Origin of the sequence: Wolbachia endosymbiont of Nilaparvata lugens (assembly GCF_007115045.1) — a bacterium.
In the GTDB taxonomy this organism is placed as follows: Bacteria; Pseudomonadota; Alphaproteobacteria; order Rickettsiales; family Anaplasmataceae; genus Wolbachia.
The window spans coordinates 839,041-864,942 of the sequence record NZ_MUIY01000001.1 but is presented as its reverse complement, the minus strand read 5'-3'; the positions used below and the strand labels follow the sequence as shown (position 1 = coordinate 864,942).

Here is a 25,902-nt window from a genome sequence, read left to right as displayed (position 1 = left end):
TGACCTTACCCAGAAAAAGTAGAGAAGAAGTTAAGCCATTTTTGAAGTAAAATAAAATATGATTACGAGGGCTTATTATGGTAAACAACAGAAAAAAGTACACAGTGGAATTTAAATTAGAGGCAATAAAATTGGTAAAGGAAACGGGGCAGTCAGCAAGCAAAATAGCTAAAGATTTAGGAATAGATAACAGTACGCTAAGTGACTGGATAAAAAAATATAACGAAAAAGGATCACTAGCAGAAGCATTTCCTGGCAAGGGAAAATTGGCACCATGTGATAAAGAAAAGTTTGAATTAAAGAAAGAACTAACAAAAGTTACTAGAGAAAGAGACATTTTAAAAAAAGCCCTGGGATATTTTGCCAGTTACAAAGAGTAAAATATTTATTTATCAAAAAGCATAGAAACTACTATAAAGTACAGGAGTTATGCAGGATTTTGAAAGTGTCTGCTAGCAGTTACTACAAATGGACTAGCAAGAAGAAAAGCAGCAAAGAATTAATGAGGGAGCAACTTCTAGCAGACGTTCAAAAAATATACCAAGCATCTAATTGTAGATATGGGGCACCTAAAATTCATGCTGAACTAAATGCTTTAGGCAAAAATTACAATATCAAAACAGTGCAGGATATCATGAAAAAAATGGTATTCAAGCTAGACTGAGGCGAAGATTCAAAAGCAGAAAACAGCAGACTGATAATAGAGTTATAACTCCTAATATACTGGACCAAAACTTTACTACTGATCGGCCAAATAAAGTATGGGCAACTGATATTACATACATAAAAACTAAGGATGGCTGGCTATATTTGGCAGCAATAATTGATCTATATTCACGTATGGTAGTTGGCTGGTCAATGAGTAGTACAATAGCTAAGCGATTAGTTATAGATGCTTTATTGATGGCTGTTGATAGGCGCAAACCTGTCAAAATCTGCTATTCCATAGCGATCAAGGTTCACAATATACCTCTAAAAATTATCAATTTTTGCTGAACACAAAAAACATCATTTCCAGCATGAGTCATAAAGGTTGTTGTTATGACAACTCTGTTGTTGAAAGCTTTTTCAGCTCACTCAAACGTGAGCTTCTTATTGATACCTCGCAACACTCTGCTCAGCAAACTAGAACTGCTATATTTGAGTACATAGAAGTTTTTTATAACAAACAGCGTAGACATTCTACTATTAATTAGTGCATTCCTGAAAATTTTGATTCATCATTTTCGTAACAAAAATGGCTTAACTTCCTCTCTACTTTTTCTGGGTAAGGTCACTTATGAAATCAACTGAACAGCTTTTTGCTACTGTTATGGAAGGGGATATAAAGCAAATTCAAAGACTAATAGAGGAAGGGTTGCATGTTAACTTAGCAGATGAGGCCGGGTGTACTCTTGTACATCTTGCTGCTTTTAATAATAAAAAAGAGATAGTGGAATTCTTATTTGAAAAAGGGTCAAATATTAATGCAGTAGATAAAGAGCAACGTACTCCGTTACATTATGCTGTTTCGGAAGGTCATGAGAAAATGGTGGAGTTTTTACTTAAAAAAGGAGCTAACATTAATGTAGCAGATCATCAAGGTGGGACTCTATTACATTTTGCTGCTTGGAATAATAAGAAAGGATTAGTGAAATTTTTACTTAAAAAAGGAATGAACATTGATGCAGAAGATCATCGTGGTTGGACTCCTTTACATCATGCTGTTCACCAAGGCAATAGAGAAATGGCGGAATTTTTACTCCAGGAGGGAGCAGATATTTGCACAGTAGATAAAGAAGGATTTACTCTTTTACATTATGCTGCCTCGGAAGATCATAAGGAAATGGTGGAGTTTTTACTTGAAAAAGGAGCTAACATTAATGCGGCAAATCAGCAAGGGTATACTCTGCTACATTATGCTGTTGGAAGTAGTGAAGAAGGGTTAGCGAAATTTTCACTTAAAAAGGTGCTGACATTAATTCAGAAGATCAGCATGGTTGGACTCCTTTACGTCATGCTGTTCACCAAGGCAATAGAGAAATGGCAGAATTTTTACTACAGGAGGGAGCGAATATTTGCACAGTAGATAAAGAAGGATTTACTCCTCTACATTATGCTATTCATCATGGTTACAAAGAGGTAATAGAGCTTTTATCTACGGGAAGCAAATACTAAGAGCATGTCTTCAAACTGAGAAATGTGCTAGTTTGTATAGTGGTCATGTTAAAAAAGATATTAGTTTTTTAAGTGAGAGGGGAATGCTCTTGCTCATACGCCTAAAATTGGAAAGCCAAGCGTTCAACATTTAGAGGGAGATGTATGGTTCCAGAGAGTGATAGTATAATATATGAGAAGTTATCACCAAAGGAGAAATTATAGGCCTGTATCTTACTCCATAAATTCCATTTTTGCTATAAATTTACCTGATTTCTCTTCGGTATTCTTAAATGAACTGCTATTAATTTAGCAAAATATATTACTAATAACTTAAATATTATAACCATGTTTAGCAATCAAAACCAGCAAGTGTGAGAAGAGTTTTTCTTGGGATGCGTTGGTCTACCACTTGATTCGTGCGAACTTTTCTTTATATCAATTTATTACTTTATTTCTTGGTTTTTTTGAACATCCCCCTCATAAAATTAGATAGCTTACTGTAAAGTTATCCTCTTAAATTCTTGTTATTCACAGATTCTACAGCAATACTATAAAATGAATATGCAGGCATCTCACTATTTATATTATTCATACTCTTCTCAACCATATTCTTCATTCTATCAGCAGAACCTTCAAATTGCATTGATATGTCTGATGGTAAATTATGGTGGTTACCCTGAATCAATTGTATATTTGATGTGTTTTCCTTGGATGTTACACTTACATCTTCTAATTTTCTTTTTTTATTAGATTGGATGAAATACGCAGATCCTTTCTGGTGTCTTTTATGTGATTGTGCTCTTAAGCCCAAAGCTGAGGATTGTGCTTCAGGGTAACAAATAACATTTGTGGCATGATTATGCAAAAGACTACTGAATACGGATTGCACATTAACTCCTTGCGCTAAAGAAGAAGAATACTTAATAAGGAGAAGACTAATATCTGGTTTGCTAATGGTAATAGTGAGAGCATAAAATAAAGGGCTTATATTACATCTATCCTTTAGATCTATATCAGCTCCTTTCTCTACAAGATAATTAGTACTATCTGAATGAGCATGAATAACAGCAATATGCAAAGGACTTAAGCCTTCTCTATTCTGTTCATTTATATTAGCCCCTTTTGCCACAAGATAGTCAATAATATCTAAGTGATTATATGCGGCAGCAAGGTGCAAAGGGCGCATACCTTCTCTACCCTGCTCATTTACATCAGCCCCTTTTCTTACAAGTTGGTCAATAATATCTAAGCGACCATGCATGATAGCAAGGTGCAAAGGACTTATACCTTCTTTGTTCAGTGAATCTACCATAGTGCTTCGCATTATAAGGGACTTAATATTATCTAGGCGATAATGCAAGTCATCACAGTAGAAAAAACTCATACTAACTTTATCAAGATTATTTAAAATTATGCTAATCTTTTTCCCTATAAAGTATTTAGCAATATTTAATCTATCACTTCCAGTACCGTAGTACAAAGAATTTATAACATTTTTCTTACATAGATTTGTAATAGCCTTTTCCTTTATAAGATATTTAACAATATCTGATCTATTACTTTTATTAGCATAGCATAAAGGACTCATATCATCTCTGTCACGTGGACTGGTATTGGCACCTTTTGCTATAAGATATTTAGTAATATCTAAAAAACTATTTTTAATAGAATAGTGCAAAGGGTACGCACGATTTTTATCACAGAGATTTACATCAGCTCCTCTTTCGACAAGATATTGAACAATATCTAAATAACCCTCTTGAACAGCATAATGCAAGGGCCCTGTACTTTCATCCTGTAGATTCACATTGGCCCCTTTTTTTACAAGACATTCAACAATATCTATATTACCACTGATAACAGCATAGTGTAAAGGAGTACCACTCTCTCTACTCAACTTATTAACCTCCCAATATTTATTGTTTAACTACTTGTAATTGACCATTTAGAGCAGCCCAGTGTAAAGGGGTAAGGTCACGATTACTTCCTATATCTAAATCACTTCCTTTCTCTATAAGGTATTTAATCACCTCTAAGTGACCATAAATGGCAGCATAGTCTAAAGGAGCACATTTCTTTTTATCAACAGCATTAATAACTTTGCTTAATTTATTGGGATCTATTTTCTCTAATATCAGCTCAATAACTTCCTTATTATTGCCAATTGCTAGTAAATGTAAGATAGTAGTTCCATTATAAGTAGAATCAATAAAGTCATTAACTAATTTCTTGTATTTACTTGCATAACTCTAAACAGACATAATGTGATCTACACTTGTAGTATTACTATCCATAGTTGATGTCATAATTTTTCTTAAAATTTCTTCTGTTATTCCCATTCGTTCTTCCTCTATTATTATTGTTTTCTGTATCCCCTCATGAATTTTTGCTATTGATTCCTCTAACTCAATCATTGAGAACTTATCAAGTAGATTAAGTGCATCCGAAACACTTTGCTGATCTTTTTCCGATTCCTCCTGTAAAAAAAATTCCGTCGTATCAATTGGACCAGGACTCAAGTAAGCCATAAAGGATAAAATATCATGCGATCGCTGTCCAACATCTTTTTCTTCTTTTATTTTATCACAGTTGATTTTCAAAGTTATAAATAATTCTGGGGAGATATCTTGTGCCTTAAAACAATCAAGATTTAGTTTTTGCATTTCTTTACTATAGTGTTCTAGGTATTGACTAATACTAACACCTTCTTCTTTAATGTATTTTGTTGCTTCTTTCAGAGCTAATGGAGAATAATTCAACTTTCTTGCTAAGTTTACCATCTCGTAAATCTGTAAGTGTGAATTATCCTCTATTTCTAAGGCTTTTTCAATAAACATTAAGGCTTCTGCTGGAGAAAATCCTTTATCCAAATTTATCTTTTCTATCTCTTCTTTCCAATCCTTATTGCGACAAGTAATTAAGACGTAAGGCTGCTTTCCACCAAAAATGAAATCACAAGGTGGTAAAAAATTTTTAATCTCCTTATATTGACTGGCATTATCAAAAATAAAATAACTTTCTACATCCTGAAGTCTCTCATATACATTATTAACAATAGATTGAATGTTCTTTCTAATATCATTAGAATCTACTTGCTCTTTACTTTCCATACCAGAATTTATTTTTTGTATACCTTTATAACCTTCTGTAGGAATTTTTAATTTTTTAGCTAAACTATAAAATGAATTTGAAAGAGTGCTACATGATTTGGCATTTATCCATATAACGTTACCTTTACTCTTTATAATATGCGCATAGCTTTTAGCTAATTCACTTTTTCCTATTCCATAGCCTCCATTAATTAAGACCATTCGAGGCATTCCTTCTTGTTTTTTAATGTCTAACTTCTCATTTAACATCTTTAACATATTTCCTCTTTCTACAAAAAATTGAGGTAAATGTTCCAAATTAAAGGAAAATGTATTTTTATCTTCTTTGTCATAACATGTTTGCAAATCCCTAATTGCTTCATGCAAGTCTTTTATATCTTTTTTTTTATTGGATCATTTCCATTAATCTCCTTTAATATACTATTAGCTAGTTTTTCTTTTTTCCTATCATCTAAAATATACACATATTGTTCTTCAGGAATAGTAACAGGAGTATATTCTTTGTCTATACTATCATTCTTCCACTTTTCTAATTCCCACGCAAAGGGAAGCCGGTAGCCGTATTTTTCAGCATTGTTATGTTTCTTCAACTTATAATATGTAATAATATCATCATCTATTTTTTTTATTCCTACTTCTGTATATAATTGTGAAGTTACCAAAAGTTCATTATTATTATTTTGTCCACCTTGTATTCTATACCCCGGTTGCAACTTTTTTAAATTTGAAAGTATCTTTGATTTGAGCACAGAAGGCTTAGTATGTTTGTCATTATTGTTTATGAACAATTCCACTGGCTTGCGGAACACATACTGAGTAAGTGTATGATCTTTTGATTTACCTAAAATAAAACCTTTAGTTATAAGCTCAATGGAAAATCTTTCTTTCTCACTATTAGCTACAATATAATTTGTTACTCTAGATACAGCATCTATTGCTAATTTCTGAATCCCTCTTTTCCAATAAGATCCACTAACATCCGTAATCCCAATGAATTGGCACTCAAAACTTTGAAAAATTTCCAAGCTAGCCTCTACTAAAATCTTTCTCACTTCTTTTAAAGCTATATCATTAACTAGAGCAGAAACCTCTTTAGATCTTTTCCTGTGCGTTCGTGTAGAAAAAAAATTTATACCTTCAAGGAGTTTTAACAAACCAAATCTAAGTGGACCTGGTGAAATAAGATTATTCGTAGCTGATATAGATTGGGTTACTATTCTGCCTAATTCTTTTATTTGTGAACCTGGTTTGGCCTCTTTATAATATTGAGATAATTTTTCTTCGCATTCTTTAGTAAAAGTCTTAACAAAAAAAGTTGCTCTTTCCACTACTTCATCATATATAAAACCTATATCGTCTACTGTTGATCCACAATCAGTCAATGCACTATACCATACACTATCACTGTCTATAGATGAAGAGTCTGCCACTCTAGAACTTACTGGACTCTCTTGAAACTCACTATCTTGTTTGTATTGAAGCTCTTCATTAGATAATCTGTCTTCATAGCCAACTATTGTTCCTATTGTTGAATCAGCAGGCAACACTTCTACACCAGGGCTAGGTTCTTTATAGTATTCACAGTCCATTTGATTGTCTGTCACATCGTTCATTTCTACTTCGGAAATTTGTTGAAAGCAAACAGACTCGCTGTCCGATTTTTTTCCACTAGCCATGGTGTCATAATAATAAGATAATACTTGCTCTACTGTCCCTCTTAAGATTGGCTCAAAATGAAAATCTCCTTTATTTATTATGTGTATAGTATTTTCTCTATAGTAAACTTCCTTATTAAAAACCTCGCTATTGAATGTATCCTTTTGGTAACCTCCCCTATCAATAAGGTGCTGCGTTATTACATTTTCTCCATCGCAAGTAGTATTTACTTCAATAAAATGCAATCTTACATCATATGTTATACAAATTATTCTTCCATCAATATCTGGTAGACCCCACATAGCCGTAGTTGATTTTAATCTATCTATTACTTTAGATCTTTTCTTAATATCATCTGCGGTAAACTCAATTCTTGGAATATAATAAGAAATGCTTCTACCATCATTTTTTAACGCTTCTGTAAGCCATGACGAATCAAGACCAAGTTGACTCTCTGCAAATGCCTTACATATATTTCTTAAAGATTTTATAGTAAAATTTATATCAGGTTTAAGATATTTTAGTCCCTGCGCAACTGCATGAAAGAAGCAATCTCCTTCTCCAATTGCTTGCCCTATTGTAAAACCTTCTGGCAGCTTTAACATTTGCTGACTACGTAGTGTGTCTTTTATTAACTTAGACCGATTAACTGCTGCTTGTTTTTCTATATTTTTGCCTAACATAAAGCCCCCTATATTTTAATATTCATATTTGAATTGTTCTGTCGTAAACCTCTTTTCTGGAGATTGGTTTTGACATCTAATTTATTTGATTATTATACAGCTGTACCAAACCAATTTACTGTAGGAACCTCACGATAATCCTAAGTAACTTTGATTACAGTGTGCTTTTCTTTTGATTTCTGACTAAATTAGATATATTCTTAAAAAAGTCAGGATTGCTTGCTCAATGATGTACATAACACAATGCATTTGACTCAATACCTCATGTATTTATTATGTTAAACTTCACTATAGCTAAAGAGATCTAGCAAAACAAGAACTTTTTTGCATGTTTTAGTATTTTTTTAAAACTAAAGCCAGTGCTTGCAAAAATACTTCTATTTTTTTTACTTTAATGTACTCTTTCTACTTTTAAATAAATTAATGCCCACTTAATCTCACACATCACTAAAAACCTAAACAACACAGCCACTTCCAGTAACCAAAGTCAGCTATTGTGAGAAGAGTTTGTTTTGGAATCGCATGGTCCACCACTCGATACATACGAACTTTTTTATATTCTGACTTTGCTATACGCTAAAATCAGCTATATTGGCTTACTTTTGCTAAATGTACATATGAACTATTTTGCTTAAGCTTATGGAAACAATTTAAATCTTCTATTTTTACAATCCTATTTTTACGCAACTTGTTCTCACAAATATACGATCAACTATGTTTTTTGGAGGAAGTAAATAATCAAATTTTTTGTGACGCTGATTGATATAATATCTGCGAGAATGCTTTTTAGTAGTTGACCTGACGAAAACTATATACTACAGTTAGTATTTATTCTCTTACCATATTAGAGTGGGTATGAAAACACTGAGGTTCATTATATAGGCTTCAATGGTAGTTGATGCTATCTCATATGTTTAAGATAAACTAAAAGGGTTATATTCATATTAGATGTGATCTGATTAGGAAATTTTTATAGTGCTGTTTTGTTTATTTTGTGGGGTAATACGATGAAAAATACACATAATAGAGGTAATACACTTCCTTTTATAGCTGGTACTCTTGCTACTCTTACGTTACTTGCGTCTGGGGTTTTTGCTATAGCTCCCTATGTTGAATTTTTATCTCCAATTGTAGTTTTAGGTATATCTCTCCCCATTACTTTGATTATATCTGTGCTTTCTATAGCAGTAATTGCATTTACGTACAAAATAATTAGTAAAAATGAAAAATTAGATGAAGCTTCAAAGCAAACTAATAGTCCTGTAATAAAAGACGAGGTAGAAAAGCGAATCAAAAACCTAGAAGAATCTAATATTCTATTCAATGAAAAGTTAGAAGTGCTTGCTAGTACTGCAACAACAAGTCAAATGAAAGAAGAGCTGTACATGAAATTTTATGAAAAAGGTGAATTAAGGGGAAATAAACCTTTTGAGGATTTTATTCTTGAAGAACATAAAAGAGAAGAGTTAATTAATATTTGCAAGTTAATACAGGAGAATATTAGTAAAATGTCCTTAGAAAAACCAGGCAATTCAAAAGAAAAAAGAAAAGTAGAAAGAGTAGGATGCATTTTGTACGGTCCACCAGGAACTGGTAAGAGTACAATTGTTGAAGCTATTGCAGATAAATTTAAATCTCTCACTACGTTTATAAAAGTTCCTGGATCTGATTTGCTTAGAAAATCAAGTATAACTGAGGTTTTTAATAAAGCAGAAGAAAACGCCCCTTGTATAGTTCTTATAGATGAAATTGACAGCATCGGTACAAAGCGCACTGATGATAATCAAGTACCTTTAAATTATTTTTTCACTAGGTTAGATGAAGCTAGGAGAGATGTGATAGTACTTGCTACAACTAATGTCTGTATGGGAGATCTAGACACAGCACTTACTAGGGGAGGTAGATTGAGCAAAAAAATTGAATTCCATGAACTAAAAGGAGACACACTTAGGAAAGTACTGAAAGCGGGCCTAAAGAAAGAATTGAAAGGTACAGAATTTGATTCATATATTAAAAACATTTTAGAGGGTACTGCTAATATTACTTTTTCAGCAGCAAACTTGGATAATTTTATAAACTATGCAGCTGAATGTGCACAAAGTAGCAAAAAGCCTAATGTTCGTACTATGATCAAAAATTTTTGTGATAATTATGGTATTCCATTTAAAAATCCAACTAATATAGAACATAAATTGAAAGTTACAACAGACGTACAAAATCAGGAGAATGATAGTGGTTATTCGAGTGGTACAAATACTCCAAGTACTTTGAAAGGACAATCTTTAATGACCCCCGTTATTATTAATAAGTTAGAAGAATGCAGAAAATCACTTAATCTGGTAGACTAGAATTAGCTGGCAGAAGAATTGAGATAGTCATATCAAGTTCCAATTAATAGAAAAAGAGTATTTTTTGTTTATAATGTAATGTTTAAGCAAGCTTATCTATTTGCCTTTTTGATTTAAGTTTGTTTTTTGGATAAATTTGGCCATTTTATATTGGTACTAATATAAGAATATCTACCAAGTTAAAGGTTTACGTAAACACTTAAACTTACTACAGAAACTAAAACATTGCAAAAAAAATATCATATTAAAATTGGTTTAATTTATCTTATATAAATACGAACTTTTGTTTGTAACAATTTTACTATGGGCTAAAACCAGCTATATTGGCTTACTTTTGCTAAATCTACATACGAACTGTTTTGTGTAACTTTTTTCCAAGGATTTCAAAATTCTATTTTCATAACGCAGCTTTTGCTTAAATTGTTCTCACAAATATACGACCTTTTTTGCAATTTTTAAAAGAGTCAATAATTCAATTCTTTATAACACTAATTAGTATGGTCTTTTCATTAAATTTATCCTTTCAAAAAGACTATGCTTTATTCACCTGCTTTAATGGTATTATAATATTTTACACTTAAACCTACTCTATAAAAATTCACAATACGAATTAGTAAATAGATTATATTCAAACCGATTGTATTTATGATATATAGCGCATACAATATATTACTTGTTTATTTTAGTAGGGGGTATAGGTATGTTTAGTTCGAAGCAGGTAGTACAATATAATTTATTTGGTAGTAACGGCCTTGAAGGCATTTCATCTTGTGAATTTGCACATTTTCCTGAAGAGGTATTTGAGATTATCAATGAAGAAAATCAGGCAATAGATAGTTTGAAAAGTAAAATAGAAAATCTACAACAAGAAAATTTTGATCTTAAAAAAAATGTAGAGTTACAAAAACACTATAAGAAAAGAGTAGAAGAGTATTACGAAGAAGTAAGTGAACTTACCAGAGAAATGCAAACCCTAGAAGGGAAAATTAAAAAGCTTGAAGTTAAATTACAAAAAAGTACAAGAAGTTTAACTGAAAATGATCAAGACATCGAACAGCTAAAACAGAAAGTAGAAATATTATTATTAGAAACTCAGAACAAAAGTGATGTAATTAAGAACTTAAATAACCAATTAAAAGAGGCAAAGAATGAAATTCAGTTAACAGACAAAATAAATGAAGAGTTACAGCAAAAACTGGATTTGACTGAAGCTGAGTTAAACAGAGTAAAAAAAGAAAGTACAGTGCTGATAAACAGTATAGAGGATTTGAAAGGTAATTATGAAAATCAGATACTAGAAAAAAAGAAGGAACTTAATGATATAAGAGATCAATTGTGTATTTACTTATCAGAGTCTAAAGAGATATTTGCAGAATTCAGTAGCCTGCATAAGGAAAACGAGAGTTTAAAACAGAAAAATTTCTATATCAGTAATGAAGTCTCCCTTGCAGATGAAATAAACAAAGAAAACGTAAGAAAAGAAATAGCAAAGCTTCAGTTTGTACCTGAAGTGAAAATTAAACATATTATTGATAATAATGACCAAGAATCAACCTTACCAGATAGAGAAGCAGAAAATTATCGAACAAGTGAAGATAAAAACCTTGAAAATACTGATTTCGAGATTGGAGTATGGAATGAAGCTGACGATGAAAGTAGCGATGACCAGAAATCAACCTGGCTATATGGAAAAACAGAAAATTGTCGAACAAGTGAAGATGAAAACCTTGAAAATAATGATTTCCCAATTGAAGTATGGAACGAAACGGATAGTGAAAGTGACAATGTTAGTCCTTGCCCTGATTATGATGAAAGTTTTGGTAGGCGCTACAGTCAACTATTCTATGATGAAACCATAATTCATAAAGAAAAAGAGATTTTTGTTTTAATTCGTCAAAAAGATTCTTTTTCTTTAGCGAAAGTAAAACTGAATACAAGAGAAGAAGAAAAGTATGAAAGTATTTGGCAAAAAATAAATAAGATCCATGATTATCTGGACATTTTAGGTTACTCTGGTAGAGAAGAAGATTATGAGGAGTGCGAAAAAGAACTTGATAAAGTTATAAGCGCAGCACTGGAACAAGGAATAATGTTCACTTTTCCATATAAATCTGATATGTCCTTGATAGATCGTATAGCTGACACATTCCCAAAGCTATATTTATCTGCTGACACTACTCGAATTTATGAGTTTTTACACAAGAAAAAAATATTTCAGATAATATCAGAAGGTGCATCTTTAAACAGATTTAGCGATGAAGAGCATGGAGATGTAGTAAACGTAATTTGTTCAGATAAAGATACCTTAGGTCAGCGAAAAGCAAACCTTTCAAAGCTGAAGGAGTTAGCACTTGAAAGTATTATAAGTAAAAGTGAGCAAATTGATAAACATGACTTTGAACTAGAAATAGATAATGGATATTTTTGTATAGATTACCCACAAAATAGTACTATTGAAGTTGCAAAGATATTCAATAATCAAAAAGCTAAAGATTTAAATCTAAATATTGGTATAGTTCAAGTTGGAAAAAGTATAATTAGAGTTGAAAACATAGAAGGAAGGAGAAATTATACAGAGTTCTCGGGAGATATCATTGAAATGTCTTTTACCACTGAAGTAGGAGAGATCAGTATTCATCTATGTCCTAGTGAGAAAGATAGTATTCAACCACTATGGATTGAAATCCATAGATTGAGAGAGAGCATGGAATGCTAATTTTCAACTTGAAAGTCACCAAATTTGTCTTCTCGTAAATCTCTTCCATCATTCCTCCACATTAGTAGCCATGCAACAAAGCCTCGCTGGGTCACTTTCTACTAATGCTGTAAAACTTTTCACTAACTCTTCCTTCATCCGAGAAAAAATCTCTTCAAAGTTCAGTGGTTCGATAATGTTTGGCTGCTGCATTTTTAAACAACTACTCCATTAATATTTATGAACTTACCTTCTGAAAGATAGACACCTTCTAAATTCAATGTTACTCTCCCTTCTTTTACTCTCACTTTTACCCACAATTTTGAGAGGTCATGATGTGAAGCATAACTATGCTCTCCTTAAGATTTTCATAGCCCCGCCATAGAGTCATAGCCCCTGGTAAATTATCACTTTTTCTATTCATAAATCCACCTAATTTTCCTAACCAAATAATAGCTTGTTTTATGTTTGGAGGTTCTTCTGGCAATGTAGCTACTTTATGCTCACGTATGAAAAGGGCCTTCCACTCTTCATTGCTTAAAATTTTAGTACAGGTTTCCATGGGATTTGATAAAGCGACTTTTGTTAAATATAAAATTTTAAATGCAATAATGCTCTTTATAGCAATTAATTTCTGTAGCCTTTCCTTTGTAGTTAAACGAGAGCTTTCTATTTTACATCCTGATTTTAAAACCCTGAAATACTCCTCAATTTTCCATCTTAGCTTATACCAATTTATCCTTTCTATAGCATCTAAAAACTGGTACATTAGTCAGCAAAGTCCAATCAATAGCTTCCAATCCTTCAGGAGCTTTTGCACTTACCACATATACAGGGACTTATCTTATGCACTGTGTCTTTTGATCCATAAATGGAAGAAGATCTGATAGGCTTTCATATACTTAACTTCAATATTAGCTTTCCTTGATCTTTGGTTTCTACCTTTATTAACTTCTAGAGAAATTTTCTTCTTTACTGGCAGTTGTGTGATGCGTGTTTGCAAATCTGTTTTTCCAATTTCAGTACAGATAAATCTTCTATTAGTTCGATTACGGATTACATAAAAACTCTGACCTTACCCAGAAAAAGTAGACAGAAAGTTAAGACGTTTTTGCTATGAGAATGATGAATCAAAAAGCTCAGGAATGCAATAGTTAATAGTAGAATGTCTACGCTGTTTATTATAAAAAATTTCTATATATTCAAATATTGCGGTTTTAGCTTGTTGTGCAGAGTGTTGTGAAGTATCAATGAGTAACTCTCTCTTAAGTGAACTAAAAAAAGCTCTCTGAAACAGCATTATCATAACAACAACCTTTGTGACTCATACTAGAAGTAATATTTTTTGTACTTAGTAAAAATTGATAATTTTTAGAGGTGTATTGCGATCCTTGATCGCTATGAAATAGTAGATTTTTAGCAGATTTGCGCCTACCAATAGCCATGAATAACGCATCTATAACTAATTGCCTATTTACTGCATTACTCATTTACCAGCCAATCACCATGCGTGAATATAAATCTATTATTGCTGCCAAATATAACCATCCTTCATTAGTTTTTATGTACGTAATATCAGTTACCCATATCTTGTTAGGTTGATCAGCAATGAAATTCTGATTTAATATGTTAGGAGTTATAACTCTATTGTCTATTTGTGGTTTTTTACTTTTAAACTTTCGTCTAAGCTTAGCTTGAATGCCATTTTTCTGCATAACATTTTGCACTGTTTTGATGTTATAATTTTTACCTAAAGCCTTTAATTCAGCGTGAATTTTAGGAGCTCCGTATCTGCATTGTGATGATCGATATACCTTCTGAATATCTTGTATGAGCTCTTCTCTTATTGATTTTTTGTTGTTTTTTTCCTTAGTAATCCATTTATAATAACCACAAGCAGATACGTTCAAAAATCTGCATAATTCCCGTATTTTATAGCAGTTTTCATGTTCTTTTATAAAAGAATATTTTACTCTTTTTGGTTTGCAAAATATCCCAGGGCTTTTTTTAAAATGTCTCTTTCCCTCGTTACTCTTGCCAGCTCTTTCTTTAAATCAAACTTTTCTTTGTCACAATGAGCTACTTTCCCCTTTTCTGGAAACGCATCTACTCCAGACATTCTATCATTGTATGTTTTTACCCATCTGCTTACCGCTAATACCCAAATCTCTTGCTATTTTTGCTGATGATTGACCTGTTTCTTTTACTAGTCTTATAGCTTCAATTTTGAATTCTGCTGTATATTCTTTTCTTTTTGTCATACCACACCTCTTTGAAAAAACGTTTTAACTTTCTGTCTACTTTTTCTGGGTAAGGTCANGTTTCGATGATAAGGAAGAAGTCCAAAGAGCCGATCTCTGAGGATGAGAGTACCGATGCGAAAAACAGGGGCGGATTAGCTCATAGTAGTGAAGAAGTTTCTGTAATGGAAATGGAGCGAAGGAGCTGAGTTATTTAGTTTTAATTATTTTGTCAACCGTAATGGGAGGAATTAATGAATAAAACAAAGTCTTTTGATATACCGAAACAACTTATTTGGAGAGCTTATAAACAAGTATCGAAAAATAAAGGTGCTGCAGGTGTAGATGAGGTTTCGATAACAAAGTTTGAGGAAAATCTAAAAGATAATCTATACAAACTATGGAATCGGATGTCATCCGGAAGTTATTTTCCAGAGCCAGTAAAAGCTGTAGCAATACCGAAGGATACGGGAGAAGGACAAAGAATTTTAGGTGTTCCTTCAGTATTCGACAGGATAGGGCAAACGGCAGCTTCTATGTATCTTGAGCCGCTAGTAGAGCCAAAATTCCACGAGGATTCATATGGTTATAGACCGAATAAATCTGCACTGGATGCGGTAAATACAGCACGCAAGAGATGCTGGAGGTACGATTGGACGATAGATCTTGATATATCTGGATTTTTCGACAATCTGGATCACGAATTAGTTTTGCAAGCTATCAAGAAATATACAAACTGCAAATGGGTCATACTGTATGTTGAGAGGTGGATGAAAGCCCCTATTCAACAAGCAGATGGCACTAGGGAAGTGAGGAATAAGGGAGTTCCGCAAGGAGGTTCAGTTAGCCCAATCATCTCTAATATATTCATGCATCATGTGTTTGATATATGGATGAAAAAGAACTACCCGACAGTACCATTTGAGAGGTATGTGGATGATGCGATAGTGCACTGCAGAACTAAGAGACAGGCAGAATTTATGAAAGTAATGATCGAAGAAAGATTGGCTAAGTGTAAATTGAGGTTACATCCCGAAAAGACACAGATAGTGTACTGTAAGGATGGTAATAGGAGAGATGAGTTTCCTACACAAAACTTTGATTTCTTGGGCTATACCTTTAGAGCTAGAGGAGCAAAGAATAAGAAGGGGGAGTGTTATTTTCATTTCTACCTGCAATCAGCAACAAAGCCAAGAAGAAGATCAAGAAAACCATAAAGTCATGGAAAATACATAGATTTACAGGAAAGAAGTTGGAGGAAATATCAAAGGAAGTAAATCCAATAGTCAGAGGCTGGTGTCAGTATTATGGCAGGTTTTATAAATCGGAGATGTATACATCTCTCAGAAATATAGAGAGATACCTCATAAGATGGGTCAGAACCAAATATAAGAAACTTCGAGATCATGGAAGACTAGCAAAGCAATTTCTAGGAAAAGTGAGAAAGAGGTCTCCAAATATTTTCTATCATTGGACACTTGGGTTAGGATCAAAGGGCTAAATAATGGGAGCTGTATAAACCGAGAGGTTTCCGTACAGTTCTGCGAGAGACTGGTGGGGAAGTTCCGCTGGTCTACTCTCCATATTCTTTTTCAATATCATTTATTACTTTAGAGTATCTCGATAAACACAGCGTACATGCAGACACAAACTGTTTATAAGATTTCTTACCTAATTATCGTTTATATTCATAAATCGCAGGTGTAATGTCATCAACAAATGTATTATCTAAATCAGGCATAAAAAATAACCCCCTATTTCTTTCAATGGAACAAAAACTTATTCTAATATAAATTTTTTTGAGGCTGGAAGTCAAATGATAGAAACATCAGACTATTCTGTGCAAGTAGATTGAAAGACAATTTTTAGTAAAAATATCCCCTTTTCTAGCATCAAGTAAAATTCACTTATTTACTTTTCCTAAAATCGCAAAAAGGTACGTACCTTAGTGAGAACAATTTAAATAAAAGCAACTTTGTAAAAATAAAAGCGCAAAATTGTTGCAACAAAGTTAGGCAAACTAGTTCATATATAAATTTAGCAAAAAGCAGCTAATATAGCTAGTTTCAGCGAATAGCAAAATCACTATAATAAAAAGTTCGAACGTATCACTTGGTAGACCAACGCATTCCAAAGAAACTTGTTCTCACGCTAGCTGTTTTTGATTGTTAGAAACGATCAAATTATTCAGGTTATTTAATACCAAACAAGTATAAATTTATTTCCTTACTTATCTAATCACGGGATAAGAATTACGTATGAATAAATGATATTAGTTAACATAGCAATAGAAATATTGACATATTAATAATATTATTATACTCTTAATATAGTTAAGTAATTAAGAGAAGTTATGAGTATTGTATTGTTTTATAAGAAATTTAATGACCGTGATTTAGGTGATGATAAAAGTCCTTTGAGAAAAAAATTCAACGAAATAATTAAAGATTTAAAAGAGAACAACAGTACAAGCCAAGGGAATATAAAATTAGTAAAAGGTGATGGGAATATTGAATATTCTCGAGCTAAATTAAGTGATAGTGACAGATTATTATTTACAAGTATAAAGCATAATAACAAAGATGCTTTTGTTATTTTAGAAGTAATTCTGAATCATGATTATCATAAGTCTAGATTTTTAACAAATAGAGAGAAAATAAAAAACATAGAAGTAACAAGTGAAGAAGTTCCTGATACATTGGAGATTGAAGATGTTCCACAAGTTAGTTATCTCGGTAAATTTATTACTTTTAGTGCAAAGCAGGAGGATATAGTTGAAAGGGTTGAATTACCTTTAGTTATCAATGGGGCCGCTGGTAGTGGAAAAACATCAGTGGCTTTGGAGAGCCTAAAGAAGATAAAAGGGAAGTTTGAGGGAGGAAAAATTCTATATATTACCAAATCCGAAAATCTTATAAAAGAATCAAAAAAATTACTTGAATACGAATACTATGATGAAACTGCTAACGAGTTCAAGATTGCTACTCCGGAAGAAATTGATTTCTTATCTCTTCATGAGTTTCTTGAAAAGCGAGCAGAAGATATAAAAGGAAAGAAGCCTATTGATAGAAGTAAGTTTTTTTCATGGTTCAACGAAATATGCAAAAAAGATAAATTTAAAAAGTATAAAAAAGACGGAGATAAAATATTCGAAGAATTTACAGCTGTGATAGGTGGAGGAGGCTTATTAGGAAAAGATGGAAAAGATAGATATGCTAAATTAGGAAACAGACAATCTATGTTTTCTGTAGATGAAAGGAAAAGTGTTTATGATTTTTTTAAAGAGTACAGGGAGTTTATAGAAAAAGATTCAGAATATTATGATCCTAATCTTGTTACTCATAAGTGTATTGTAGAAGGAATGTATGATGCGGTTGTTGGTAGATGAAGTACAAGTATTGACCGAGAGCACACTGAGTTTGATATTAAAAAGTTTAAAAGATGAAAGTAAGGATAATTTTTTATTATGTGGTGATATTAATCAAGTAATACATCCTAGTTTTTTCTCTCTATCTAAGTTAAAATCTTTTCTCTGTCAAAATCAATGTATAAGGGCTCAAGGGTCAGAAGTTTTTTATACCCTTGAGAAGAATTATCGTAATAGTGAACAAGTCATTGAGCTTGCCAACCGTATACTACATCTTAAGAATTATTGTTTTGCTTCAGAGGATAAAATAGCAGTAGACAACGCTTTTTTCATGAAGAGTGAGACTAAGAACAAAGGGAACGTTGGCTTTATTATTGATGATAAAAAAGAAGAAATAGCAAAAAAAATAAATGAATCTGTAAATTGTGCTGTTTTAGTTCTGGATGATGAAAGCAAAGAAGATGCTCGTAAATTGTTTGATACTCCACTTGTGTTTAATATACATGAAGCCAAAGGCTTGGAATTTGAAAATGTGATTCTTTACAAATTTACATCCTGTAAAGCTTATAATGAAATATGGAATATAGTATGCTCGGGTAAAAGTGAGTGGGAGATAGATAATAATATTAATAGTATTCGTGATTCATATAACGAAAGGGAAGTTAACACTTCAAGAAATAAGGATAAGAAAGATAAGTCTTTGGAAAAATATAAATTTTATATGAACGCTTTGTATGTTGGAGTTACTCGTGCTGTTGATAGTGTATATATTATAGATGATGAGAGTAATTTATTGAAAATAATAGAGCCAAGGGAAGAAGGTAATGTAAATATTGAGCAAGAAAAATCGAGTCTTGAAGAATGGAGAAATAAGGCACTAGAGTTAATAGAGAAAGGAAACATAGAGCAAGCAGAACTTATAGCAAGAAAATTGCAAAAAGGAGGAAAAAAAGAATATGCTGAAGAGATTATGAATGCATTGAGAGCTAATGGGTATCATGAAAAAGTCCAGAACTCAGATAAGAACAAGCATACAAATTCAGTGTTAGAGAGTGATATAAGTTCTAGGTCTTCACAAAGCTCAGAACATGAAGGAGATGATATTAGCAAGCTTAAGAATGAAAAGGGTAAACATAATCAAAACAAAAAGAAGAAAGCTAAAAAGTGTCATCAAGTTCAAGAGGTAAAACCACAGCTTTCTTTAGAAGATAGTACTAATAGAAAACACAATAGCAAAAAGCCTCAGAATGAAAGGTATAAACAGGATTTAAATGACGCAAAGGAATCAAAAAGATTAGAGAAAAATACAAATGAATTATTTTTAGCTTTAGCAAATGGTAATTTGAAAATGGCTAAACGGTTAATTGAGAAAGGAGTTAATGTTCATGCTAGGAACAAGAATTTTACTCCTTTACATATTGCAGCACAAATTGGCTGCTATGAAATAGTTGAATCTCTGCTGAGTAATGGAGCTGAGATTAACGTTGCTATGATTGGTGGTTATTCTCCTTTACATTTGGCAGCAGAAAATGGTCACTATGATGTAGTAAAACTTCTTCTGCTGGATAATGAAACTGATGTTGCTACGATTAATGGTCGGTCTCCTTTACATTCTGCAGCACAAAATGGTCACTATAATGTAGTTGAACTTCTTCTGGAACATGGAGCTATTGTTGGTAATGATGATAAGGAAGGTTGTACGCCCTTACATTTGGCAGCAGAAAGTGGTCACTATGATGTAGTAAAACTTCTTCTGGATAATAAAGCTGATGTTAATGTTGCTGCGACTGAGGGTTATTTTCCTTTACATTCTGCAACACAAAATGGTCACTATAATGTAGTTGAACTTCTTCTGGATAATAAAGCTGATGTTAATGTTGCTATTATTGATGGTAGTTCTCCTTTATATTTGGCAGCAGAAGGTGGTCACTATAATGTAGTTGAACTTCTTCTGAAGCATGGAGCTGATGTTAATGCTAAGACTAAGGAAGGTAGTACTCCTTTGTTATGTGCACTCAAAATTGGCCATTCCAAGGTAGTTGATCTTCTTCTTGCTGATCCAAATATTAATATTGGTTGTATAAAAGCTGCATCTATTAACAAGGAAAATAAAGAAGGCAAAGAAAAATTTTCTCAAAAATTGCGACAGGATTATAATTTATTTCAAAAGGTAAAAGAGGCATCAAATGAAAAGGATAAGGGTAAGTCAGATAAATTACTCAAAGAGATAGAAGAATTATTGGAATCAAAAAACAAACATGGTTTCAAACCAAGCTTAAACTACTCTTCAGATGGTAATGATGAAAATACGACTATTAAAATTGCTATTAAAGCTGGCGGAGAGTTATTAGATCTTTTATATACTTATGCTGAGAAAAATATAGGTACAGATACTGAAATATTTAAACAACTCAAACATGCTAAAGAAAACTCTCAGTCTAAGGGAGATCTTTGTGGTGTTTCTGTTTTAAAACATTCTACTCCAGATCAAGGCTTTTTGTTTAGTAATGGTTGTGGAATGATTTGAGGGTATAATAAAATATGAAGAAATTCCATCAAGGGAAAAGTACTAAGTCTTTGTACTAGAGCAACAGAGATAATTCTTAGATCATAAAATTTCAAGAAAAATAGTTCTCACAATAGCTGGTTTTAGCGCTAAATAAGACAAGTTATAAACAGGTAAAACAACTCTTTTCCATGCATTTCATTACTAATGGGACTTGGTATTACAAATTAAAACTTACTCCCAATTCAACTCCATGGGAAATTTCATGAAGCTTTTGAAGTTTGTAGCCTGCAAAAATACTCGTTCTTTCAGAAAGTGGAAGATTAACACCACCACCTATTTGATAAGAAAGAGTTTTATTATTGGCTGAACATTTGAAAGTTTGTTTTAATAGAGTATGTCTATCCTAGGGTTCTTGTTCTTACATTTAGGACGCTCAATCTGATAAGCTATACCAACACCAGCAGTAATATATGGAGTAATACCCGTGCCTTCAAACTTATAATGATAATGAAGTTTTGTCATAAGTCCTAGGTCTACAAAAATATCTCCAGCAAAAATAGGTTTGACTATAGGGCCAAATGAAATTTTAACGCTTTCTGTATAGTGATAGCCAAGATCAACATTAGCACCAACTCCACCTGAAAAGGAAGTATAGATCCTATCCCTAATAAACCTATCAATTCCAAAAGATGGTACTGACAAAGAACAGCAGATCAGTAAAGTAAGCAATTTTTTCATTTTTATCCTCTCATAATTAAATCAATGCAGTTGCACTTTCTAACGGAACCTCTCTATATTCATCAGAAGAAAAGCAGTACAGAAAAGCGTCTTCATATTGATCGTCTAGACTGATCTCTACTTCTTGCTCTAGGGATACCTGTCCTTCATCAGATAAAAGAGTTTTTTCTGTAAGAATTTTTATTAGCTCTTCTTTCCCACTAGAAATAGCATAATCCAAAGGAGTCCTTCCTTCATTATCTATGTTGTCAAACATTCCCTTGATGTCGAACTCTATTAACCAATCTTGGTCGAAGCATCGCCTTCTCGTTTTTCCTATGGCATCTAATGCTGACTTATTTGGCCTATAACCATATGAATCCTCATCAAATACCTTCTCAAGTTCTGGTTCTAAAACACTTCTCACCACTTCCTGTGCTATACGATCGGCAACAGTTGGTATCCCAAGTGTCCTTGTTCCTCCTTCTGTCTTAATTATATCACAAGCCTTGACTGCTGGTGGAAAATAACTACCAGAAGATAGCCTATTCCATAGCTTGTAAAGGTTCTTGCTTAAGTCTTGATCAAACTTTTCAATTGTTAGATCATCAATACCTGCTCCTCCTCTGTTTTCTTTAACTTTTTTATAAGCCGAAAACACTAGAGATTTCGGTATATCAAAAGGCTTTGTTCGTTCAATCATTTTCATCCTCCTTCAAGTTGAATGATTTACTAAAGTCGACTAGCTCAACCCCTTCGCTCCATAGTCATTACAACCACTTCTTCACTACTACAAGTTGATCCGCCCCAGTGATTTGCATTGCTACTCTAAAGCTTGAGGATTAGCCTCTTGCTTATCTCGCTTTTCATCAAATCGACTGGTTCCTGCAGTTCCTTATTAAAGCCCAGATCAGACTCGCGCCACCTTTATGCCGAACACCACCTACACAGTAATCAGGTTTCTTGTAAGCTCATTAAGAGGAGAACGACTCACTCCTCCTTTCGATGTTCACTTCCCTTTTCGACACGTTCATCAGTGGTTCACTTACGTTCGCCTTTCTGATCCACACCTTCCAGCTCTTACGCTGATTTTTCCTTAACGCTTATGACCCTATCTCTTAAATAGAGCCACTTAAGGTGGTTTGAAACCTGCTCCTGAAAACCGACTTCGAAGGACCTTCCTTCATCTTCAATAAAGCTTCTCACAAACATTACTTTGTTTGTTACTGCAGCACACCGTCATTTTTTAGAAGACATCGAGTAAATTTTATAGCAGTAACGCAGATATTTGACAATAATACGCCAATGGGAAAGTTCGTGCAAACGGTGTTATCAGGGGCAGCACAGTTAGAAAGAGAGATGATAGTAGAGAGAGTAAAAAATAAAATAGCAACATCAAAGGAGCAGGGATTGTGGATGGGTGGAACTGTACCGTTTGGATATGATGTAAAAGATAAAGAATTAATAATAAATGAGAAAGAAGCAAAGTTGGTAAAACATATATTTGAGAGGTATATAGAGCTGAAGTCAATGGCAGAGTTGGCAAGGGAGTTAAACAGAGAAGGATACCGAACAAAAGCAGATGTCTTTAAAAAAGCGACGGTAAGGAGAATAATAACAAATCCAATATATATGGGAAAGATAAGACATTATGAAAACCAGTATGAGGGAAAGCATGAAGCGATAATAGAAGAAGAAAGGTGGAAAAAAGCACAAGAATTGATAAAGAACCAACCATATAGAAAAGCAAAATATGAGGAAGCGCTACTTAAGGGAATAATTAAGTGCAAGGGCTGTGATGTAAATATGACGCTAACGTACTCAAAAAAAGAGAATAAAAGGTATAGATATTACGTATGCAACAATCATTTAGTTGGAAAAAGCTGTTCATCAAAGAGTCGGAATATAGTAGCAGGAGAAGTAGAAAAAGAAGTAATGGGAAAAACAGAGCAGCTATATGGAAAATTGGGAGAAAAAGCGGAAGAATGGAAAAATTTAAGTTTTGGAAAGCAGAAAGAAGTAGTGAAAAAGTTAATAAAGGGAGTAATGGTGAGAGAGGATGGAATAGAGGTGCATTCTGAATCAGAGGAAAGATTTATACCAATAAAAAAGAAAGGAAATAAATGCAGAGTAATCGAGCCAGAAGGCAAAACAAACAATGCGCTACTGAAAGCAGTGGTAAGAGCCCATTCCTGGAAACGGCAACTGGAGGAAGGAAAATACGAAAGTGTGAAGGAGCTGAGTGCCAAAATTAATATAGGTACAAGACGTATACAGCAAATTTTAAGATTAAATTATTTAGCACCAAAGATTAAAGAAGATATAGTAAATGGGAGACATCCAAGAGGTTTGAAATTAGCTGATTTAAGAGAAATACCGATGCTTTGGAGTGAGCAATTAGAGAAATTTTACAGTCTTAATTTACAAAGGCAACAGTATGTGCCAGAAGGAGCTGCTACAAAGGGCCATGCTAAAAGATGTTGAGATTGGTGTAAATCAATGTTGACAAAGATATGGAAACTGACACTTGATTATACGAATATATTAATAAAAATAGTAAGAATCTTAGCATAATTAATCTAGATGTAAAAGCAATAGAAAATGCCTCATATTTTAGCTGCATGTTTTAATAGTAGATCTAGAAAAAAAAATTCTGCAAAAGGGAAGCTTAGCCGATTGTGCATTAGATTGCATCTTATTGTGCGGAAATGTTTAAAAAAGCATATGCGTCAAGTTAAGGAAAAATAAGGGTAAAATTGAGAATTTTCCTGAAAAACTTACTATAACTTGTTCTCAAATTTCATTAAAGGACAAGTACAAAAAAACTAAGGTATCCACACTAACCTCTCTAAATCTGCTCACAACCTCTTAACTTGATGCGTATGCTTTTTTGAACTTTCTCTAATACTACCGCCTTAGAGTTACTCAAGCCTTTGATAACTATATTTTTTATAGAGCTACATTCCTTCTTGCTTCTTTTTTATCATATTTACCAACTTACAATTCTTGGTTAGTTTAAACTTGCCTTTCTGTTTGAGAAAAGCGTTCAACCTTAGGCGATGTAATGTACTCACCCACTTTTTCAATTACTGGCATAACAAGAAAATCTGCTACAATTGAGCCTAAAAAAATGTCATAATTCCCATCCATCCGGTTGCAAACATTGCTAGGGGAGGAACAGGAAGGGTAGGAAGGCATAAGTGTTGAAAGTAGTATCAGAAAAGTATAAAGAACTGTTATTGCAAGAAAATGGAGGCAATAATGGATCAAATAGAAAGAGTACTAAATTTAATAAAAGATGAGGATTTAGAAAGGCTAGGAAAATTAAGTGAAGTAGATAAATGTAATACTAAATTGTTGGGCAAGATTATATTTAAAGGTCTAATGAAGTTAATATTAATGGGGCAAAAAACAAGCTTAAGAGCGCTAGAAATGGTAATAAACAGGTGTATAATGGATAAGAATAGCGATAAAAGTACAGTAACATACAGTGGTTTGTCAAAAAGGTTAAAAGTTATAAATCCAGAATATTTTAAGGGAGTATATATTGATTTGATGAGCAAGATTAAAAAGCTATTACCCCAAAAAACATCAAATAATTTACATAAGTTTGATTCGACAATCATAAATTTATCGGGATATCTCATAAAAGATGGGCTAAAAATAGGCGGTAAAAGTAACGACAGTCAAGTTAAAGTGAGTGTAGGATTAAAGGATCAATTGCCGACAAGTATAAGATTTTGTAAAGGACAAGAAGAAATTAGTGAAGATATAGCATTAGTGAGAGCCATTAATGAAGCTAAAGTTGAAAAAGAGGATATTTTATTATTTGATAGAGGAATCAGAAAAGTTGGAACTTTTGCCGAATTTGATGAAAAGGAGTACAAATTTATCACAAGAGTTAAAGTAGGAAGAAAACATGATGTTATAAGCAGGAACAAAGTTATAGGAGAACAAAAATCGGATGGATCAGAGATTTTAGAAGATATAATAGTTAATCTTTATCGTGCACGAGGTAAAGTAGCAGAAAAGCATGACCTACGTTTAATAAAAATTCGAAATAAGGCAGGAGATGAAATATGGTTTTTAACCAACTTGCTTGAAATGTTAGCTTATGAAGTAACAGAGCTATATAGGCGCAGGTGGGACATAGAGGTATTCTTTAAATTTATAAAGCAAAATCTTGGATATAAGCACTTTTTAAGCCATACTATGAATGGCATGAAGGTGTATATTTACATGATTATTATTACGGCTTTGTTATTTCTTGTTTATAAAATCAAAAATAATCTACACGGATTCAAAATAGCACTATTACAATTCACATTGGATCTTAATGATTCTTTTATACGTTCAATTGTTTTACTATCAGGAGGGAATTTACATGCCGTCAATCACCTTGTATCACTCCACTTATAGCACTTTCAACACTTATGGG

The 25,902-nt window shown here is 32.8% G+C and carries 14 protein-coding genes and 6 pseudogenes; 11 read left to right on the top strand and 9 right to left on the bottom strand.

Features of this window, described 5'->3' with window-relative positions:
• The first annotated feature begins 77 nt into the window (after positions 1 to 77).
• The 3 genes and pseudogenes from BWZ41_RS08690 to BWZ41_RS08520 all read left to right on the top strand — a co-directional run bounded on the left by BWZ41_RS08690 (position 78) and on the right by BWZ41_RS08520 (position 2,157).
• Positions 78 to 1,196: pseudogene (locus tag BWZ41_RS08690) on the top strand (IS3 family transposase).
• Positions 1,197 to 1,279: 83 nt separating this feature from the next.
• Positions 1,280 to 1,912, top strand: a pseudogene (locus BWZ41_RS04365) (ankyrin repeat domain-containing protein); the annotation flags it as partial.
• Between the two features lie 44 nt (positions 1,913 to 1,956).
• Positions 1,957 to 2,157, top strand: a complete 201-nt coding sequence (locus BWZ41_RS08520) for an ankyrin repeat domain-containing protein (protein WP_143689528.1) — start codon at positions 1,957 to 1,959, stop codon at positions 2,155 to 2,157.
• A 487-nt stretch (positions 2,158 to 2,644) separates the two neighbouring features.
• Here the strand turns inward: BWZ41_RS08520 and BWZ41_RS04355 are convergent, their stop codons facing one another.
• Genes BWZ41_RS04355 through BWZ41_RS04340 form a run of 4 tightly spaced genes read right to left on the bottom strand, consistent with a single transcriptional unit; the run spans position 2,645 to position 7,588 of the window.
• A complete protein-coding gene (locus tag BWZ41_RS04355; RefSeq protein ID WP_143689527.1) occupies positions 2,645 to 4,036 on the bottom strand; it encodes an ankyrin repeat domain-containing protein in 1,392 nt (463 codons plus the stop codon).
• A 19-nt stretch (positions 4,037 to 4,055) separates the two neighbouring features.
• Complete coding sequence (locus tag BWZ41_RS08285; RefSeq protein ID WP_143689526.1) at positions 4,056 to 4,349, bottom strand: ankyrin repeat domain-containing protein; 294 nt, start codon at positions 4,347 to 4,349, stop codon at positions 4,056 to 4,058.
• Positions 4,350 to 4,388: 39 nt separating this feature from the next.
• Positions 4,389 to 5,615, bottom strand: a complete 1,227-nt coding sequence (locus BWZ41_RS04345) for a P-loop NTPase family protein (protein ID WP_206663880.1) — start codon at positions 5,613 to 5,615, stop codon at positions 4,389 to 4,391.
• 5 nt (positions 5,616 to 5,620) lie between these two features.
• Positions 5,621 to 7,588: an OTU domain-containing protein gene (locus BWZ41_RS04340; RefSeq protein ID WP_143689524.1), complete on the bottom strand. Its 1,968-nt coding sequence runs from the start codon at positions 7,586 to 7,588 to the stop codon at positions 5,621 to 5,623.
• A gap of 1,007 nt (positions 7,589 to 8,595) precedes the next feature.
• Here BWZ41_RS04340 and BWZ41_RS04335 point away from each other — a divergent pair.
• The gene (locus BWZ41_RS04335) at positions 8,596 to 9,936 is read left to right on the top strand and encodes an ATP-binding protein (RefSeq protein WP_143689523.1); all 1,341 of its coding nucleotides are present in this window, start codon (positions 8,596 to 8,598) and stop codon (positions 9,934 to 9,936) included.
• Between the two features lie 700 nt (positions 9,937 to 10,636).
• Positions 10,637 to 12,652 carry a coiled-coil domain-containing protein gene (locus tag BWZ41_RS04330; RefSeq protein WP_241653905.1) on the top strand — a complete coding sequence of 672 codons (2,016 nt, stop codon included), beginning with the start codon at positions 10,637 to 10,639 and terminating at the stop codon, positions 12,650 to 12,652.
• Positions 12,653 to 12,736: 84 nt separating this feature from the next.
• Here BWZ41_RS04330 and BWZ41_RS07555 read toward each other — a convergent pair.
• The 3 genes and pseudogenes from BWZ41_RS07555 to BWZ41_RS08685 all read right to left on the bottom strand — a co-directional run.
• Positions 12,737 to 12,844 (bottom strand): annotated as a pseudogene (locus BWZ41_RS07555) (baseplate assembly protein); the annotation flags it as partial.
• A 97-nt stretch (positions 12,845 to 12,941) separates the two neighbouring features.
• Positions 12,942 to 13,400 carry an IS4 family transposase gene (locus tag BWZ41_RS04320; protein WP_143689522.1) on the bottom strand — a complete coding sequence of 153 codons (459 nt, stop codon included), beginning with the start codon at positions 13,398 to 13,400 and terminating at the stop codon, positions 12,942 to 12,944.
• A 345-nt stretch (positions 13,401 to 13,745) separates the two neighbouring features.
• Positions 13,746 to 14,892, bottom strand: a pseudogene (locus BWZ41_RS08685) (IS3 family transposase).
• A gap of 233 nt (positions 14,893 to 15,125) precedes the next feature.
• Here BWZ41_RS08685 and ltrA point away from each other — a divergent pair.
• The 4 genes from ltrA (at position 15,126) to BWZ41_RS04285 (ending at position 20,765) form a co-directional block, all read left to right on the top strand.
• The gene (ltrA, locus tag BWZ41_RS04295; RefSeq protein WP_241653904.1) at positions 15,126 to 16,088 is read left to right on the top strand and encodes a group II intron reverse transcriptase/maturase; all 963 of its coding nucleotides are present in this window, start codon (positions 15,126 to 15,128) and stop codon (positions 16,086 to 16,088) included.
• A 35-nt stretch (positions 16,089 to 16,123) separates the two neighbouring features.
• Positions 16,124 to 16,372 carry a group II intron maturase-specific domain-containing protein gene (locus tag BWZ41_RS07970; RefSeq protein ID WP_241653903.1) on the top strand — a complete coding sequence of 83 codons (249 nt, stop codon included), beginning with the start codon at positions 16,124 to 16,126 and terminating at the stop codon, positions 16,370 to 16,372.
• Positions 16,373 to 17,224: 852 nt separating this feature from the next.
• Positions 17,225 to 18,259 (top strand): UvrD-helicase domain-containing protein, encoded by a 1,035-nt coding sequence (locus tag BWZ41_RS04290; RefSeq protein ID WP_143689521.1) that lies wholly within the window; start codon positions 17,225 to 17,227, stop codon positions 18,257 to 18,259.
• Entirely contained in the window at positions 18,237 to 20,765 is a 2,529-nt protein-coding gene (locus BWZ41_RS04285) for an ankyrin repeat domain-containing protein (protein WP_143689520.1), read from the top strand. Before BWZ41_RS04290 ends, BWZ41_RS04285 begins: the two co-directional genes overlap by 23 nt.
• Before the next feature lie 199 nt (positions 20,766 to 20,964).
• On the opposite strand, the pseudogene BWZ41_RS04280 reads toward BWZ41_RS04285, so the two are convergent.
• Both BWZ41_RS04280 and BWZ41_RS04275 read right to left on the bottom strand, forming a co-directional pair.
• Positions 20,965 to 21,485: pseudogene (locus BWZ41_RS04280) on the bottom strand (hypothetical protein).
• Between the two features lie 16 nt (positions 21,486 to 21,501).
• Entirely contained in the window at positions 21,502 to 22,173 is a 672-nt protein-coding gene (locus BWZ41_RS04275) for a reverse transcriptase domain-containing protein (RefSeq protein WP_143689519.1), read from the bottom strand.
• A gap of 530 nt (positions 22,174 to 22,703) precedes the next feature.
• On the opposite strand from BWZ41_RS04275, the pseudogene BWZ41_RS04270 reads away from it, so the two are divergent.
• Together BWZ41_RS04270 and BWZ41_RS04265 are read left to right on the top strand one after the other, a co-directional pair.
• Positions 22,704 to 23,948, top strand: a pseudogene (locus BWZ41_RS04270) (recombinase family protein); the annotation flags it as partial.
• 777 nt (positions 23,949 to 24,725) lie between these two features.
• Positions 24,726 to 25,883 (top strand): IS4 family transposase, encoded by a 1,158-nt coding sequence (locus BWZ41_RS04265; RefSeq protein ID WP_158619486.1) that lies wholly within the window; start codon positions 24,726 to 24,728, stop codon positions 25,881 to 25,883.
• Positions 25,884 to 25,902: the final 19 nt, after the last annotated feature.